Here is a 14,734-nt window from a genome sequence, read left to right on the forward strand (position 1 = left end):
CACGGACGGTCGGGCGTCACCAGGGCGGTCGCGTGCGGTGTGCTCTCCGTCGAAGACATGGCTCGACGGTAGTGGCGGGCTGGTGCGGTGGGGAGGCGCTCAGGCGGTGAGAGGCGCCACAGTGACGGCGTGACGCGGCGCGATGATGCGCTCGAGCCGGCAGCCCCGCAGCAACCGGGTGGTGCGGTCGCTCGCGTCGACGAGCAGCAGCCGACGCTCGGCGCGCGTGGCGCGGCGATGCAGGTGGACGATGACGCCGAGCCCGGTGGCGTCGCCGATCTCGGCGCTGCCGAGGTGGAGACGGAGCTCACCCGGGCCGAGCACGATCACGGCGTGGATGGCGTCGCGGATGTCAGGAACGGTGTGGACATCGAGTCGACCCTCGATGATCACGTCGTGGCCATCAGGTGCGTCGAGCACCCTGACCGGTCCCCTGCTGTGGGAGTGCAGCGTCATGTAGACCCCTCTCAACGCTGTGCCGTCACCCATGATGACGCGTCAGCCTGCCGAAACGTTGCCCCTAGGAGTCAAGATGTGGTCAAGAAAATACGTACCTCGCGACAAAGTTCGGGGGCCCGCCGATGCACCATCCGAACGCTTGCGACAAAGCGGACACGCAGTCGCGGTCACGGTCGCCCGCGAGGAGGCTGCGGCCTACTCGAACGGCGCGTCGTCGGGCTCGCGCGTGACCTCGGCGCCGAGAGCCCGGAGGGCCTGCTCGAACCGGGGGTAGCCGCGGTCGATGTGGTGCACGCCGCTGACGAGCGTGTCGCCCTCGGCCACCAGGCCGGCGATGACGAGAGCCGCGCCCGACCGGATGTCGCTGCTCTCGACCGGCGCCCCCGAGAGGATCGGGACGCCGTGGGTCATGACGTGGTGCCCGTCCACCTGGGCGTCGGCCCCGAGCCGGGCCAGCTCCTGGACGGTGCGGAAGCGGGCCTCGAAGAGGTTCTCCGTCACCATCGCGGACCCCTCGGCCACCGCGTTGTAGGTCAGGGCGAAGGGCTGCAGGTCGGTGGGGAAGCCCGGGTAGGGCAGGGTCGCCACGTCGAACGCCCGCACGCTGCGGCCCGTGGCCGAGACGCGGAACCCCCGGTCGGTGGACTCGACGTCGCAGCCGGCCCGCTCGAGGGCACCGAGTGGCGCCCGCAGGTGATCGGCGACGCCGCCGACCACCTCGATGTCGCCACGGGTCGTTGCCGCGGCGAAGGCCCACGTGCCGGCCGCGATGCGGTCGGGCACGACGGCGTGCTCGCACGGAGAGAGCGAGTCGACCCCGGAGACGGTGATGCGCGAGGTGCCCGCGCCCTCGAGCCGCGCGCCCATCGAGGTGAGCATCTCGGCGATGTCGACGATCTCGGGCTCCTTGGCGACGTTGTCGATCGTCGTCGTGCCGCGGGCCAGGACCGCGGCGGTGAGGATGTTCTCGGTGGCCCCGACGCTCGGGAAGTCCAGCCGGATCTCGGCGCCGTGCAAGCCGTTCGGGGCGGTCGCGACGAGGTAGCCGTGCGTGACGTGGACCTCGGCGCCGAGTGCCTCGAGACCTGCCGCGTGCAGGTCGAGGCCGCGAGAGCCGATGGCGTCGCCACCGGGCACGGCGACGTCGGCCTCGCCCACGCGCGCGACGAGAGGTCCCAGCACCGAGATCGATGCCCGCAGCGCGCGCACGAGCTCGTAGTCGGCGCGGTGGCCGATGCGCTCGGGCACGTCGAGCACGACGGTCCCGGCGGCCGCGTCGTAGTCGACACCCACGCCGAGCCGACGCAGCAGCTCGGCCATGATCGTCACGTCGGCGATGGCCGGGACGTTCGTGAGGGTGGTGCGGCCCACCGCGAGCAGGGCCACCGCCATGAGCTTCAGGGCGCTGTTCTTGGCCCCCACGACGGCCACCTCGCCGACGAGGTGCGCGCCGCCGACGACCCGGAATCGCTCTCTCACCCACCGAACCCTATCGGCCACCGGCCGCCGCCGACCGCCGCTCACCCGCGCTCCGGCGGGTGAGAGAGTGTGCCCATGGTCAACCTGACGCGGATCTACACGCGCACCGGCGACGACGGCACGACGAGCCTCGGCGACTTCTCGAGAGTCAGCAAGAACGACGCCCGGCTGCACGCGTACGCCGACTCGAACGAGGCCAACGCCGCCATCGGGATCGCGGTCGCCTGCGGCGAGCTGCCGGACGACGTCAAGGCGACCCTGCAGCGCGTGCAGAACGAGCTCTTCGACGTCGGGGCCGACCTGTCGACCCCCCTGCGCCAGACCTACGACTACCCGCCCCTGCGGGTGGAGCAGCCGTGGATCGACGACCTCGAGGCCGACTGCGACCACTACCTCGAGTCGGTCGAGAAGCTGCGGTCGTTCATCCTGCCCGGCGGCACCGCCGGATCGGCGCACCTGCACCTGGCGACCACGATCGTGCGCCGCGCAGAGCGCTCGGTGTGGGCGGCGGTCGACCAGCACGGCACCGAACCGGCTCCCGAGGGCACCGATGTGCGCGGGGTCGGCGGCGTCAACGTGCTGACGGCGAAGTACCTCAACCGGCTCTCCGACCTGCTCTTCATCCTCGCCAGGGTCGCCAACAAGCCCATCGGTGGCGACATCCTGTGGCAGCCGGGCGGCGGCCGCGTCGAGAAGCCCGAGCGCCACAAGAAGCACTGACCCAGCGACCCGGCATACGCCCGGGGCTGGCTCTACCCGGCGTCTGCTCGGGCGCGAGATCGCGCAGCCAGTGTCGCCAGAGCGCAGCAATGGCGCGATGACGCGCAGGACCAGGCCCCGAAACTGGCGTTCGTCCACATCCCCCGGCCACTCCCCTGCGTGGTCCACAACCGAAGCCGCGCGGCTCGCCGTGGCTGCTCATCACGCGCACCGTGGGCGGATGGACCGATCCCTCCCGCCCGACCTGCGCGACCTGGCGCAACACCAGCTCGGTGTCCTGACCCGGCGCCAGCTCCTCGACGGCGGGGTCACGCCGGCACGGCTTCGCACCCGCCTCGGCCGCGAGTGGCGGCTTGTGCTGCGGGGTGTCGTCCTGCTCTCCAACGCCCTGCCGAACGAGCAGCAGCGGCTGATGGCGGCGCAGCTGTTCGCCGGACCCCGCAGCTGGCTGGCAGGTCCCACCGCGGCAGCGCTCCACGGCATCGGCGACCTCACGGTGACCAACCCGATCCACGTTCTCGTGCCGGCACCTCTCCGGTCGCGCCGTCACGCCTGGGTCGTCGTGCGCAACACGACCCTGCTCGACGAGCCGCTCCACGCGCGAGCCTCTCAGGGTCTCGTGCCCGGCACGCGCCGCGGTGGACGCTGCCGCGGCCGCCCCCTCCGACGAGCAGGCCCGGGCCGTCCTCGTCTCGGCGGCGCGCTCACGAACCGCCCGGACGAGCGACCTGCTGCACTGGGCCCTCGCGCGCGGCCAGGTCGGCTCGCGCCGACTCCACGACGGACTCGCGCTCGCGGCGACGGGCGCGTGGTCGCTGGCCGAGTCGGACCTGTTGCTCCTGCTGTCCACCTCGAAGGTGCTGCCCGAGGTGTGGGCCAACCCCGAGCTCCGGGACGCCCAGGGGATTCGCCTGACCACCCCCGACATCTGGGTCGACGACGTGGCGATGGCGGTCATGGTGCACAGCCGGAAGTGGCACGCCGGCGAACGGGAGTGGGAGTCGACGGTCGAGCACGACACGGACCTGCAGGCCGTACGCGTCGTGGTCCTCGGCGTCACCCCTCACTCGATCCGCGCGCGACCGCGGTGGGTGCTGGAACGCGTCGAGACGGCATACGTCCGGGCCCGGGCGTCGGGCGAGCGCGCCGACGTGGTCGCGACGCCCAGGGATCCGTGGCAGAACGGCCGGCTGCTGCCGCCGGGAGCCGTCCGGGCCGGACGAGGCGCCTGATACTGCGCCTGATCGTGCGGCTGATCGCGCAGGCGGTGTCACCCTGCAGCACCTGCTGCGCGATCTCGCGCCGGGTCAGGCGCAACGACGAGGTGCGAAACCCGCCTGGGCGCAGCTTCGGGACCTGACGCCCGGGGCCGGAGACGGTCAGGCGACGTTGACGTTGTAGCCGGGGGGTGCGGCCTCCTGCCACGACCGCAGCGCGGTGTAGGCCGGGCCCTGCAGGGCGAGCTCGAAGGCGGTGTCGCCGTCGGTGCACGGGACGCGGCTCGCGTCGGGCAGCAAAGGGATCGAGTCGCGCCCGACGAGCAGCTCAGGGGCGTCGAGGATGAGTCTCTGGCGCAGCCAGCGGTGCTTCGGGCGCACGGAGACGCCCCCGAGCGCGTGCCACTCGAGGGCGTTGTCGCCGAACCGGATGAGCCCGAGGCGCCAGCGGTCGGACTGCGTGCGGCGCAGCCCGCAGAGCGTCAGGGGCAGACCCTTCGCGATGTAGCGGCGGCGCAGGTAGGTCGTCGCGAGGACGACCACCGCGACCACCAGGAGCGTGCCGATCACGATCTCGGTCGAGACGAGAACGGACGGCACGCGGTGGCCTCAGTTCGCCTGTAGCGACGACGCGTCGACGTGCTCGGCCACGATCGTGACCACGTCGGAGTCGACGGACAGGAAGCCCCCGTCGACGGTCACCGTGCGTCGGTCGCCCTCGAGCGACTCGATCGCGACCTCGCCCTCGACGAGGACGCCGAGCAGCGGGGTGTGGCCGGGCAGGATGCCCAGCTCGCCCGAGATGGACCGGGCGCGTACGAACTTGGCCTCGCCCTCCCAGACCTTCCGGTCGGCGGCAACCATCTCAACCTTGAGCGAACTCACGTTTCCTCCGGATCGTGGGGGTGTGCTCTGCAGTTTAGTGCCTCTGGGAGGATGCTCCGTACGCGAGGTGGCATGGGCCGCCCGCTCCGATTCCCCACCTCCACAGGAGTCATGACCGATGAGCACTGCCGTGTCCGATGCCCTTCTCGAGCCGACCCGCCGCCCGGTGGCCGTCGCCACCCTCACCGATGTGATCGACGCCGAGGTCGCCGACAAGTCCGGCCTCGGGGGCGCCGCCGTCAAGGCCGGCTATGCCGCCGCGAAGAAGCTCGGCGGCAACTTCGTCACGAGCGCCACCGACCGCCTGCTGCCCCAGTTCGCGACGGCGCTCGACCCGTTCTGGGCCACCAAGGGCGAGCAGTCGTTCGGCGCCCACCTCGCCGCGCAGCCCGAGGCCGCCGCTGACGCTCTCCTCGCGGTCACCGACGCGAAGGCCGCGAGCACCTCGCACGGCGCGGCGGCGAAGGTGTACGGGTCGCTGCGCGGCAAGGCCAGGGAGCACGTCGTCGCGGCGCTCCCCCGCCTCGGCGCTGCCGTCGAGCGCCTCGTCCCCTGAGTCGTCCCGAGCACGTATGCCGCTGGGTCGGCTCCCCGGGTGGGAGCCGACCCAGCGGCGGACCGACTGCGGTCGGGTGGGTGCCTCAGTCGCTCTGCTCCTCGTGCGGCCGGTCCTTGACCAGCCGTGGGAGCTCGGGGCTGTAGCCGGACCCGAGGTCGGCGATCGCCTGTCGCGCGAACACCTGCTGCTCGGTGACGACCCGCTCGGAGCGGCCGCGTCCGATGAAGGTGACGACCCAGTGCAGCAGCGTCGTGATGCGGTGCTTGAAGCCGATGATGTAGACGAGGTGCACGGCCAGCCAGAGGACCCAGGCGATGAACCCGCTGAACTGCGCCTTGCCCACTGACGCGACGGCCGAGAAGCGCGAGATCGTCGCCATCGAGCCCTTGTCGAAGTACTCGAACCGGCCCTTCGGCGGCTGGCCCTCGAGCCGGCGCTCGATCTGCTCGGCGGCGTAGCGCCCGCCCTGGATCGCGACCTGCGCGACGCCCGGGAGCCCGCGCAGCGACATCATGTCGCCCACGACGAAGACCTCCGGGTGGCCCGGCAGGGTCAGGTCGTCGTTCACCTCCACACGGCCCGCACGGTCGATCCCGGCACCGGACTGCTCGGCGAGCTGGCGCCCGAGCGGTGAGGCGCTGACGCCGGCTGCCCACACCTTGCAGACCGACTCGATGCGCTCGCGGGAGCCGTCGCCCAGCTCGACCTCGATGCCCGTCGAGTCGACGTCCACCACCTTGGCTCCGAGGCGGACCTCGACGCCCATCTCGGTGAGGCGCTTGACGGCCCGGTCGCCGAGCTTCTCGCCGAACGAGCCGAGCACGGCGGGTGCGGCGTCGAGCAGGATGACCCGTGCCTTCGTCGGGTCGATGCGGCGGAAGTCCCGTCGCAGGGTGCGCTTGGCCAGCTCCGAGATCTGTCCGGCCATCTCGACGCCTGTGGGCCCCGCGCCGACGACGACGAAGGTCATGAGGCGCTCGATCTCGGCGGGGGTCGAGGCCAGCTCGGCGAGCTCGAACGAGCCGAAGATGCGCCCGCGCAGCTCGAGGGCGTCGTCGATCGACTTCATGCCCGGGGCGTGCCGGGCGAACTGGTCGTTGCCGAACCACGACTGGCCGGCGCCGGCGGCGACGATCAGCGAGTCGTAGGGGGTGACGGTCTCGCGTCCGACGGCGGTGTGCGTCACCGTGCGCGTGGCGAGGTCGATGTCGGTCACGTCACCGAGCAGCACCTTGGCGTTGCGCTGTCGGTGCAGCACCTCGCGCGTCGACGGGGCGATCTCGCCCTCGGAGAGGATGCCGGTCGCGACCTGGTAGAGCAGCGGCTGGAACAGGTGGTGCGTGGTGCGGGCGATGAGGGTGACGTCGACGTCGGCGCCCTTCAGCTTCTGCGTGCTGAACAGTCCTCCGAAGCCCGATCCGATGACGACGACGCGGTGGCGCGCTGCGTCGGGTCGGGTGGGCTGGGTGGGCAGGCTCATGAGGTTGGCTCCTTGCTGCTCGACGTGACTCGTCAGTTGCTACAACGACGCAGCGCCGGCATCCCTTTCGGGACACCGGCGCTGGCGCGTGTCTGCTCGGTCACACCTGGTCACCGAGCGATGCGGCATCAGAGGTTCTTCTGGATCTCCGACCACTGGCGCTCGACGTCGTCGAGGCCACCGCACATGAAGAACGCCTGCTCGGCGACGTGGTCGTACTCGCCGTCGGCGATCTTGGTGAAGCCCTCGATCGAGTCGGCGAGCGACACGGTCGAACCCTCGATGCCGGTGAACTGCTTGGCGACGTAGGTGTTCTGCGACAGGAAGCGCTGGATGCGACGGGCCCGGTTGACGAGGATCTTGTCCTCTTCGGAGAGCTCGTCGATGCCGAGGATCGCGATGATGTCCTGCAGCTCCTTGTTGCGCTGGAGGATCGACTTGATGCGCACGGCCGTGTTGTAGTGGTCGGCCGTGATGTAGCGCGGGTCGAGGATTCGCGAGGTCGACGACAGCGGGTCGACGGCGGGGTAGATACCCATCGACGCGATGTCACGCGAGAGCTCGGTCGTCGCGTCGAGGTGCGCGAACGTCGTGGCCGGGGCCGGGTCGGTGTAGTCGTCGGCCGGAACGTAGATCGCCTGCATCGAGGTGATCGAGTGACCGCGCGTCGAGGTGATCCGCTCCTGGAGCGTGCCCATCTCGTCGGCGAGGTTGGGCTGGTAGCCCACGGCGGACGGCATACGGCCGAGGAGGGTCGAGACCTCCGAGCCGGCCTGCGTGAAGCGGAAGATGTTGTCGATGAAGAGGAGCACGTCCTGCTTCTGGACGTCGCGGAAGTACTCCGCCATCGTCAGCGCCGACAGGGCGACGCGCAGACGCGTGCCCGGCGGCTCGTCCATCTGGCCGAACACGAGGGCCGTCTGTCCGAGGACGCCGGCCTCCTCCATCTCGACCATGAGGTCGTTGCCCTCACGGGTGCGCTCGCCGACACCGGCGAACACCGACACACCGCCGTGGTCGCGGGCGACTCGCGCGATCATCTCCTGGATGAGCACGGTCTTGCCGACACCGGCACCACCGAACAGGCCGATCTTGCCGCCCTGGACGTACGGGGTGAGCAGGTCGATGACCTTGATGCCCGTCTCGAACATCGTGGTCTTGGACTCGAGCTGGTCGAAGGCAGGCGCCTTGCGGTGGATGCCCCAGCGCTCCTTGACCTCGAGCGTCTCGCCCTCGGCGAGGTTCATGCACTCGCCGGTCGTGTTGAACACGTGGCCGAGCGTGACGTCGCCGACGGGCACCGTGATCGGGCCGCCGGTGTCCTGCACGGACGAGCCGCGCACGAGGCCGTCGGTCGGCTGGAGCGAGATGGCGCGGACCATGTTGTCGCCGATGTGCTGGGCGACCTCGAGGTTGAGGTTCTTCGTCTCGCCGGCGAGGGTCACCTCGGTCGTGAGCAGGTTGTACTGCTCGGGCATCGCGTCGGAGGGGAACTCGACGTCGACGACCGGGCCGATGATGCGGGAGATGCGTCCGACGCCGCCCGCGGGCGGGGCCGTCCACGTGGTGTCGCTGACAGTTGCAGTCATGGTGGTCTGCTTCCTTACCTGTGGGCGTTACTTCTTGGCGTCGGCGAGGGCGTTGGCGCCGCCCACGATTTCGCTGATCTCTTGGGTGATGCCGGCCTGGCGGGCCTGGTTGGCGAGGCGCTGGTAGGTCTTGATCAGCTCCGTCGCGTTGTCGGTGGCCGACTTCATCGCCCGCTGACGGGCGGCGAGCTCGGAAGCCGCCGAGCTGAGCAGAGCGGTGAAGATCCGGTTGCGGACGTACTTCGGCAGGAGCAGGTCCAGCACCTCGGCGGCGCTCGGCTCGAAGGAGTACTCGGGCGGGATCTGCCCCTCCTCGTAGCGGTTCACCGACAGGTCGAGGTCGGTGTCCTCACCGGCGTCGTCGGCCTCGACGACCTCGAGCGGCAGCAGGCGCAGCACGTGCGGGTCCTGGCGGACCATGGAGCGGAAGCGCGTGAAGACGATGTGGATCTCGTCGTGGCCCCCCTCCGCCGTGTCCTTGAGGAAGTCGGCCGTGATGCGGTCGGCGATCTCCTTGGCGTGCTCGAACGTCGGGGCGTCCGTGAAGCCGGTCCACTCGGCGGCATAGTCGCGCTTGCGGAACTTGTAGTAGCTCACGGCCTTGCGACCGACGAGGTAGGGCACGACCTCCTTGCCCTCGGCGGTCAGCTTGGAGATAAGCTCCGCGCTCTCCTTGATCGCCGCGACGGAGTAGGCACCGGCAAGTCCGCGGTCCGCCGTGATGATGACGACGCCGGCCCGGGTGGCCGTCTCCTTCGCCGTCGTCAACGGGTGGTCCTCGTTCGTGTTGGTCGCCACCGCGGACACGGCGCGCGTCAGCGCGGTCGTGTAGGGCGTCGCCTCGGTGGCCCGCTGGCGGGCCTTGACGACGCGCGCGGCCGCGATCAGCTCCATCGCGTTGGTGATCTTCTTGATGGAGTTGACGGACTTGATGCGCTGGCGGTAGATCCGCATCTGCGCTCCCATGTGCTCCGCCTCTCTTGGTCTCGAAAAGTCTGTGGTTGCCTGCAGGGTGGGCTCACGCCCGCTCCCGTATGCCGCCCGGCCGGGCCGGGCGGCATACGGGACTGGTCACTTCTGCTTGACGATCTTCGCCTGGGTGATCTGGTCGTCGGCGATCTCGTCGAACTCCTCGTTGCCGGCCTCGAGGCCGTCCTTGCCGGTGCCCCGGAAGGTGAACTTGACCTCGTCGACGACCTTGCCGAGAGCGGTCTCGGTGTCGTCGTCGAGCTTGGCCGTCTCGCGGATGGTCTGCAGGATCGAACCGTCACGACGCAGCGTCTCGAGCAGCTCGGTCTCGAAGGCGCGGACGTCCTCGACCGCGACGTCGTCGAGCTTGCCCGTCGTGCCGGCCCACACCGAGACGACCTGCTCCTCGACGGGGTACGGGTTGCTCTGCGGCTGCTTGAGCAGCTCGACGAGGCGCGCACCACGGGCGAGCTGCGCTCGCGAGGCGGGGTCGAGGTCGGAGGCGAACATCGCGAACGCCTCCATCGCACGGAACTGCGCGAGGTCGAGCTTGAGTCGACCGGCGACGGACTTCATCGCCTTGATCTGCGCGGCACCGCCGACTCGGGAGACCGAGACACCCACGTCGATGGCCGGACGCACGTTGGCGTTGAAGAGGTCGGCCTGCAGGTAGATCTGGCCGTCGGTGATCGAGATGACGTTGGTCGGGATGTACGCCGAGACGTCGCCCGCCTTGGTCTCGATGATCGGCAGACCGGTCATCGAGCCGTGGCCGAGGTCGTCGGAGAGCTTGGCGCAACGCTCGAGGAGCCGGCTGTGCAGGTAGAAGACGTCACCCGGGTAGGCCTCGCGGCCCGGCGGACGGCGCAGCAGCAGCGACACGGCGCGGTAGGCCTCGGCCTGCTTGCTCAGGTCGTCGAAGACGATGAGGACGTGCTTGCCCTGGTACATCCAGTGCTGGCCGATGGCCGAGCCGGTGTAGGGCGCGAGGTACTTGAAGCCGGCCGAGTCGGACGCGGGGGCCGCGACGATCGTGGTGTACTCCAGGGCGCCGGCCTCTTCGAGCGTGCCGCGGACCGACGCGATGGTCGAGCCCTTCTGGCCGATCGCGACGTAGATGCAGCGGACCTGGGCGTCGGGGTCGCCCGACTCCCAGTTGCGCTTCTGGTTGATGATCGTGTCGATCGCGACCGTCGTCTTGCCGGTCTGGCGGTCGCCGATGATGAGCTGGCGCTGGCCGCGGCCGATCGGCGTCATCGCGTCGATCGACTTGATGCCGGTCTGGAGCGGCTCGTGGACCGACTTGCGCTGGACGACGTTGGGCGCCTGGAGCTCGAGGGCGCGACGCTCCTCGGTCTTGATGTAGCCGAGGCCGTCGATCGGGTTGCCGAGCGGGTCGACGACACGGCCGAGGAAGTCGTCACCGACCGGGACCGAGAGGACCTCGCCCGTGCGCTTGACGGTCTGGCCCTCCTCGATGCCGGCGAAGTCACCGAGGACGACGACACCGATCTCGTGGACGTCGAGGTTCAGCGCGAGGCCGAGCGTGCCGTCCTCGAACTGGAGCAGCTCGTTGGTCATGGCCGAGGGCAGACCCTCGACGTGAGCGATGCCGTCACCGGCGTCGGTGACGCGGCCGACCTCTTCGCGGGAGGCCGCGCCCGGCTCGTAGGACTGGACGAACGAGTCCAGTGCGTCCCGGATCTCATCCGGACGGATCGAAAGCTCCGTCATGTCAGATCTTCTCCTCGGTTTCGGCTCGCGGTGCGGGCCGGTGGTTGTTCACAGCTGGTGGTGGGCGGTGCGGTGCGGTGCGGTGCCTCAGGCACCCATGGCGCGGCGCGCCGCGTCGATCTTGCGGATGACGGTGCCGTCGATGACCTCGTCACCGATCTCGACCTTGACCCCGCCCATGACCCGGGGGTCGACGACGGTGTTGACGTGGACCGTGCCGCCGTAGACGGCGGCGAGCCCCGCGGCGAGGCGGGTGCGGTCGTCGTCGCTGAGGGGCACGGCCGAGGTGACCGTGGCCGTCTGCTGCTCGCGACGGCTGGCGGCCGCATCGAGGTAGCGCTGGATGGCACGGTCGAAGCGATCGCCGCGCGGCGCGACGACGGCCTGGCGGGCCAGGACCAGCGTCTCGGGTGCGACCTTGCCCTCGAGGAGCGTGGCGACGAGGGTCGCCCGCGTCTCGGGCGGGGCCTGGGCGTCGGTCACGGCGGTGCGCAGGGCCGGGTCGGCTGCCACGATCCGCTCGAAGCGGAAGAGCTGGTCCTCCACGGCGTCGGCGCGGTTGCCCGTCTCGGCCTGCGCGATGACGGCCTCGACGGCATACGCCTCGACGGTGTCGGTCAGGTCTCGCTCCGAGCTCCACCGCTGGCTGACGACGCCCTTGAGCACGACCAGCGACTCGGCGCTGACCTTGCCGGCGAAGAGGCGTTCGGCGAGCTGGGCCTTGTCAGCGCCCTCGCGGGACGGGTCGGCCACGGCGCGACGCAGGGTCGCGCTGCCGTCGAGGACGGCGACGACGCCGAAGAGCTCCTCGGCCAACCGCGAACGGTCGGCACCGGCCGCGAGGGCGCCGGTGAACGCGTCGCGGCTTGCGGCCGCTGCTGCGCGTGAGGGTCCCTGCATCAGGCGTCTCCGCCCTGGCTGCCGGCGGGACCGCCGACCTTCTCACGCACGACGTCGCCCGACTCGAGCTCGGCCAGGAAGCGCTCGACGATGCCCTTCTGGCGGGTCTCGTCGTGCAGCGACTCGCCGACGATGCGGCTCGCGAGGTCGGTCGAGATGCGGCCCACGTCACCGCGGAGCGAGACCACGGCCTGCTGGCGCTCGGCCTCGATCTGCTTGTGCGCCGTGTCGGTGATCCGCGCGGCCTCGGAGGCTGCGTGCTCACGCATCTCGGCGATGATCTGCGCGCCCTGGGCCTTGGCGTCCTCACGGATGCGGGCGGCTTCGGAGCGGGCCTCGACGAGCTGCGCCTGGTACTGCTCGAGCGCGGCCTGGGCCTGCGCCTGGGCCTCCTCGGCCTTGTTCATGCCGCCCTCGATGGCCGCGGTGCGCTCGGCGTAGATCTGCTCGAGGCGCGGCACGACCTTCGTCTTGACGACGTAGTAGAGGATCGCGAAGCACGCCAGACCGAAGAAGAACTCGAGCGGGTGCGGGATGATCGGTGCCGCGGTGGCCCAGAAGCCGCCTTCGCCGCCCTCGGCGGTCACGGTCACTGCTTGCATGAGGTGCTCCTAGTGAGAATCGAACGATGTCTCGGGATGCCCCGGGAAGGGGCGTCAGCCCTTGAAGACGAAGGCGAGCGCGATACCGAAGATGGCGAGCGCCTCGGTGATGGCCATGCCGAGGAAGGCGATCGGCTGGAGCATGCCGCGGGCCTCGGGCTGACGGGCGACGCCGTTGATGTACGCGGCGAAGATCAGACCGACACCGATACCGGGGCCGATGGCGGAGAGGCCGTAACCGAGGATGGCGATGTTGCCAGTCATGTTTGTTCCATTCCTTCGTGTGTTGTCCGGCTGGCGGTTGTCAGCCGGGCTGGGCGGAGCTCGGGGTCGTGCAGGTGGTGCAGTCTGTGGGCACTCAGTGCTCGTCGGCGACCGCGCCGGCGATGTAGAGGGCGGCGAGCAGGGTGAAGACGTAGGCCTGCAGGAACTCGACCAGCAGCTCGAAGAGCGTCATGACGAAGGCGAAGACCCACGTGACGCCGCCGGCGGCGATGAGGATGCCGCCAGAGGTGAGCATGTACCAGCCACCGGTGATGAACAGGACCATGAGGATGTGGCCGGCGAACATGTTGCCGAAAAGTCGCAGCGCCAGGGTCACCGGGCGCGTGAAGAGGTCGGTGATCAGCTCGAGGATGAAGATCGGGAGGATCATGCCCTTGGGCAGGCCGGCCGGGACGAGCGACTTCCAGTAGCCGAAGAAGCCGTGCTTCTTCATGCCGACGACGTGGAAGACGACCCAGACGATGAGGGCCAGGGCAATCGGGAAGCCGATGCGGCTCATCGTCGGGTAGCTCATCGGCGGGATGACGCCGAAGAAGTTGTTGACGAGGATCAGCACGAACATCGAGAAGAGCAGCGGCACGAACCTCATGAACTCGTGGCTGCCGATGAGGTCCTTGGCGACGCCGTTGCGGACCAGGCCGTAGACGGCCTCGGTGCCCATCTGTCCGCGGCTCGGCACGAGGGCCTTCTTCTTCGTGGTGGCGAGCAGCCACCAGATGATCAGGCCGGTCGCGAAGACCATCAGGAAGATCGGACGCGTGATCGCCCACGGACCGTCGCCGATGAGGGGCTGCCAGAACTCCTCGATACCGGGGGCGGTGTAGTCCGTCGGGGCGGCGGCCACGATGCTCACGGGTTGCTCCTTCGTAGGTTCTGGGCACTTCGGGTGACGCTCTGCGTCAGCGGTGCTGGATCAACGCCCGGGTTCGTGCTCCCGGCGGGATCCCAGGTCGGCGTGCTGGCTCGGGGCGCGCTGTGCGACAGCACGGGGGCCACTGGGCTCAATGGGTACCGTATCGGAACCAGATCAGGTAGAGCGACAGGGCCATCCCACCCACGATCCCGGCTCCGACGAGCCACGACGTGCCCAGCCAGTGGTCGGCGAGGGCACCCAGGCCGCCGTAGACCAGGGGTCCTGACAGCAGGTAGGCGACAGCCCGCCAGGCGGAGTCCTGCTCGCGGGTGTTGAACGCCCGCAGCTCCTCGTCCGCGTCTCGCTCGGGTGTCGGGTCGTCGTTCGGTGACGTGGTCATGGTGACCTCCCGTGTCACGGCTCATCACGCGGCTCCCGGGTGGGGGGCTCGTCGAGGGACGCCTCGCCGTCGGGGTCGTAGGCGAAGATGCGCAGCCGCTTGTAGGCGCGCATCTCGAAGAACAGCCAGACGACGGCGCACACGGTGACTGACAAGCCGATGGCATAGCCCGACGCCCACGTGACGTCACGCAGGGCGAACATCACGACGCCGAGCACGATCACCTTGAACGTGTAGGTCGCCATCACGATCATCATCGTCGTGGTGGGCGCGAGGTCGGCCGTGCGCTTCATGACCAGCAGCGTGAGGCTGAAGAAGAAGATCACGATCGCGGCCCCGAGCGCGGCCGACCAGGCGGCCTTGGGGCTGGAGACCAGCCCGACGACGATGCACACGAGACCCGCGGCGGCGGTCGGCAGCAGGGACCCCCGGAGGAGCTGCGCGAACGCATCGGACTGTGATGCGCTCGGGGCCGGTGTGGCGCTCAAGAAAACCTGCCTGGGTGCGTCGTGAGGCGTAGTGCGGGCGGGGCTCGGGCTGAGTCACGGGTGTGGCCCGTGATCGACTGTGCGTGAAGCGATTTCAGCGCCTCGGAGAGACCTT

17 protein-coding genes are annotated in these 14,734 nt (G+C 69.9%); 3 read left to right on the forward strand and 14 right to left on the reverse strand.

The features are described 5' to 3' along the window. Nucleotides 1–99 precede the first annotated feature (99 nt). Together AB4091_RS11075 and murA are read right to left on the reverse strand one after the other, a co-directional pair. Nucleotides 100–456: an STAS domain-containing protein gene (locus AB4091_RS11075; RefSeq protein WP_442291798.1), complete on the reverse strand. Its 357-nt coding sequence runs from the start codon at nt 454–456 to the stop codon at nt 100–102. Between the two features lie 198 nt (nt 457–654). Next, nucleotides 655–1,938, reverse strand: coding sequence for a UDP-N-acetylglucosamine 1-carboxyvinyltransferase (gene murA, locus AB4091_RS11080; protein WP_442291799.1), 1,284 nt, complete (start codon nt 1,936–1,938; stop codon nt 655–657). Between the two features lie 75 nt (nt 1,939–2,013). Here murA and AB4091_RS11085 point away from each other — a divergent pair, with 75 nt between their 5' ends. Both AB4091_RS11085 and AB4091_RS11090 read left to right on the forward strand, forming a co-directional pair. Next, nucleotides 2,014–2,658, forward strand: coding sequence for a cob(I)yrinic acid a,c-diamide adenosyltransferase (locus AB4091_RS11085; RefSeq protein ID WP_442291800.1), 645 nt, complete (start codon nt 2,014–2,016; stop codon nt 2,656–2,658). 638 nt (nt 2,659–3,296) lie between these two features. Beyond that, nucleotides 3,297–3,890, forward strand: a complete 594-nt coding sequence (locus AB4091_RS11090; protein WP_442291801.1) for a hypothetical protein — start codon at nt 3,297–3,299, stop codon at nt 3,888–3,890. 147 nt (nt 3,891–4,037) lie between these two features. Here AB4091_RS11090 and AB4091_RS11095 read toward each other — a convergent pair whose 3' ends face one another. Both AB4091_RS11095 and AB4091_RS11100 read right to left on the reverse strand, forming a co-directional pair. Further along, the gene (locus tag AB4091_RS11095; RefSeq protein ID WP_442291802.1) at nt 4,038–4,475 is read right to left on the reverse strand and encodes a DUF2550 domain-containing protein; all 438 of its coding nucleotides are present in this window, start codon (nt 4,473–4,475) and stop codon (nt 4,038–4,040) included. Between the two features lie 9 nt (nt 4,476–4,484). After that, entirely contained in the window at nt 4,485–4,760 is a 276-nt protein-coding gene (locus AB4091_RS11100; protein WP_045188430.1) for a F0F1 ATP synthase subunit epsilon, read from the reverse strand. A gap of 118 nt (nt 4,761–4,878) precedes the next feature. Between AB4091_RS11100 and AB4091_RS11105 the strand changes: the two genes are divergently transcribed. Next, entirely contained in the window at nt 4,879–5,316 is a 438-nt protein-coding gene (locus AB4091_RS11105; protein ID WP_442291803.1) for a DUF6918 family protein, read from the forward strand. An 85-nt stretch (nt 5,317–5,401) separates the two neighbouring features. Here the strand turns inward: AB4091_RS11105 and AB4091_RS11110 are convergent, their stop codons facing one another. The 10 genes from AB4091_RS11110 to AB4091_RS11155 all read right to left on the reverse strand — a co-directional run bounded on the left by AB4091_RS11110 (nt 5,402) and on the right by AB4091_RS11155 (nt 14,619). Continuing rightward, nucleotides 5,402–6,799: an NAD(P)/FAD-dependent oxidoreductase gene (locus tag AB4091_RS11110; protein WP_442291804.1), complete on the reverse strand. Its 1,398-nt coding sequence runs from the start codon at nt 6,797–6,799 to the stop codon at nt 5,402–5,404. A gap of 128 nt (nt 6,800–6,927) precedes the next feature. Further along, on the reverse strand, nt 6,928–8,388 hold the full coding sequence (gene atpD / locus AB4091_RS11115) for a F0F1 ATP synthase subunit beta (protein WP_442291805.1): 1,461 nt from the start codon (nt 8,386–8,388) through the stop codon (nt 6,928–6,930). A gap of 27 nt (nt 8,389–8,415) precedes the next feature. Then, nucleotides 8,416–9,354, reverse strand: coding sequence for a F0F1 ATP synthase subunit gamma (locus AB4091_RS11120; protein ID WP_442291806.1), 939 nt, complete (start codon nt 9,352–9,354; stop codon nt 8,416–8,418). A 105-nt stretch (nt 9,355–9,459) separates the two neighbouring features. Then, a complete protein-coding gene (atpA, locus tag AB4091_RS11125) occupies nt 9,460–11,091 on the reverse strand; it encodes a F0F1 ATP synthase subunit alpha (RefSeq protein WP_442291807.1) in 1,632 nt (543 codons plus the stop codon). Between the two features lie 87 nt (nt 11,092–11,178). Then, entirely contained in the window at nt 11,179–11,991 is an 813-nt protein-coding gene (locus AB4091_RS11130; RefSeq protein ID WP_442291808.1) for a F0F1 ATP synthase subunit delta, read from the reverse strand. Continuing rightward, nucleotides 11,991–12,593: a F0F1 ATP synthase subunit B gene (locus tag AB4091_RS11135; protein WP_442291809.1), complete on the reverse strand. Its 603-nt coding sequence runs from the start codon at nt 12,591–12,593 to the stop codon at nt 11,991–11,993. Before AB4091_RS11135 ends, AB4091_RS11130 begins: the two co-directional genes overlap by 1 nt. Nucleotides 12,594–12,647: 54 nt before the next feature. Then, entirely contained in the window at nt 12,648–12,857 is a 210-nt protein-coding gene (gene atpE, locus AB4091_RS11140) for an ATP synthase F0 subunit C (RefSeq protein WP_020142944.1), read from the reverse strand. Nucleotides 12,858–12,951: 94 nt separating this feature from the next. Further along, nucleotides 12,952–13,731, reverse strand: a complete 780-nt coding sequence (gene atpB, locus AB4091_RS11145) for a F0F1 ATP synthase subunit A (RefSeq protein ID WP_442291810.1) — start codon at nt 13,729–13,731, stop codon at nt 12,952–12,954. Between the two features lie 148 nt (nt 13,732–13,879). Further along, nucleotides 13,880–14,131 carry an AtpZ/AtpI family protein gene (locus AB4091_RS11150; RefSeq protein WP_442291811.1) on the reverse strand — a complete coding sequence of 84 codons (252 nt, stop codon included), beginning with the start codon at nt 14,129–14,131 and terminating at the stop codon, nt 13,880–13,882. 14 nt (nt 14,132–14,145) lie between these two features. Further along, nucleotides 14,146–14,619 carry a hypothetical protein gene (locus AB4091_RS11155; protein ID WP_442291812.1) on the reverse strand — a complete coding sequence of 158 codons (474 nt, stop codon included), beginning with the start codon at nt 14,617–14,619 and terminating at the stop codon, nt 14,146–14,148. Between the last annotated feature and the right edge of the window lie 115 nt (nt 14,620–14,734).

Origin of the sequence: Terrabacter sp. 2RAF25, assembly GCF_052115265.1 — a bacterium.
Taxonomy (GTDB): Bacteria; Actinomycetota; Actinomycetes; order Actinomycetales; family Dermatophilaceae; genus Terrabacter.

What these genes read in the sequence shown, in the direction of transcription:
- atpD (WP_442291805.1), bottom strand. Translation starts at nt 8,388, where the DNA reads ATGACTGCAACTGTCAGCGACACCACGTGGACGGCCCCGCCCGCGGGC.
- AB4091_RS11110 (WP_442291804.1), bottom strand. Translation starts at nt 6,799, where the DNA reads ATGAGCCTGCCCACCCAGCCCACCCGACCCGACGCAGCGCGCCACCGC.
- AB4091_RS11085 (WP_442291800.1), top strand. Translation starts at nt 2,014, where the DNA reads ATGGTCAACCTGACGCGGATCTACACGCGCACCGGCGACGACGGCACG.
- AB4091_RS11120 (WP_442291806.1), bottom strand. Translation starts at nt 9,354, where the DNA reads ATGGGAGCGCAGATGCGGATCTACCGCCAGCGCATCAAGTCCGTCAAC.
- AB4091_RS11130 (WP_442291808.1), bottom strand. Translation starts at nt 11,991, where the DNA reads ATGCAGGGACCCTCACGCGCAGCAGCGGCCGCAAGCCGCGACGCGTTC.
- AB4091_RS11135 (WP_442291809.1), bottom strand. Translation starts at nt 12,593, where the DNA reads ATGCAAGCAGTGACCGTGACCGCCGAGGGCGGCGAAGGCGGCTTCTGG.
- AB4091_RS11075 (WP_442291798.1), bottom strand. Translation starts at nt 456, where the DNA reads ATGACGCTGCACTCCCACAGCAGGGGACCGGTCAGGGTGCTCGACGCA.
- atpA (WP_442291807.1), bottom strand. Translation starts at nt 11,091, where the DNA reads ATGACGGAGCTTTCGATCCGTCCGGATGAGATCCGGGACGCACTGGAC.
- AB4091_RS11105 (WP_442291803.1), top strand. Translation starts at nt 4,879, where the DNA reads ATGAGCACTGCCGTGTCCGATGCCCTTCTCGAGCCGACCCGCCGCCCG.
- AB4091_RS11150 (WP_442291811.1), bottom strand. Translation starts at nt 14,131, where the DNA reads ATGACCACGTCACCGAACGACGACCCGACACCCGAGCGAGACGCGGAC.
- atpE (WP_020142944.1), bottom strand. Translation starts at nt 12,857, where the DNA reads ATGACTGGCAACATCGCCATCCTCGGTTACGGCCTCTCCGCCATCGGC.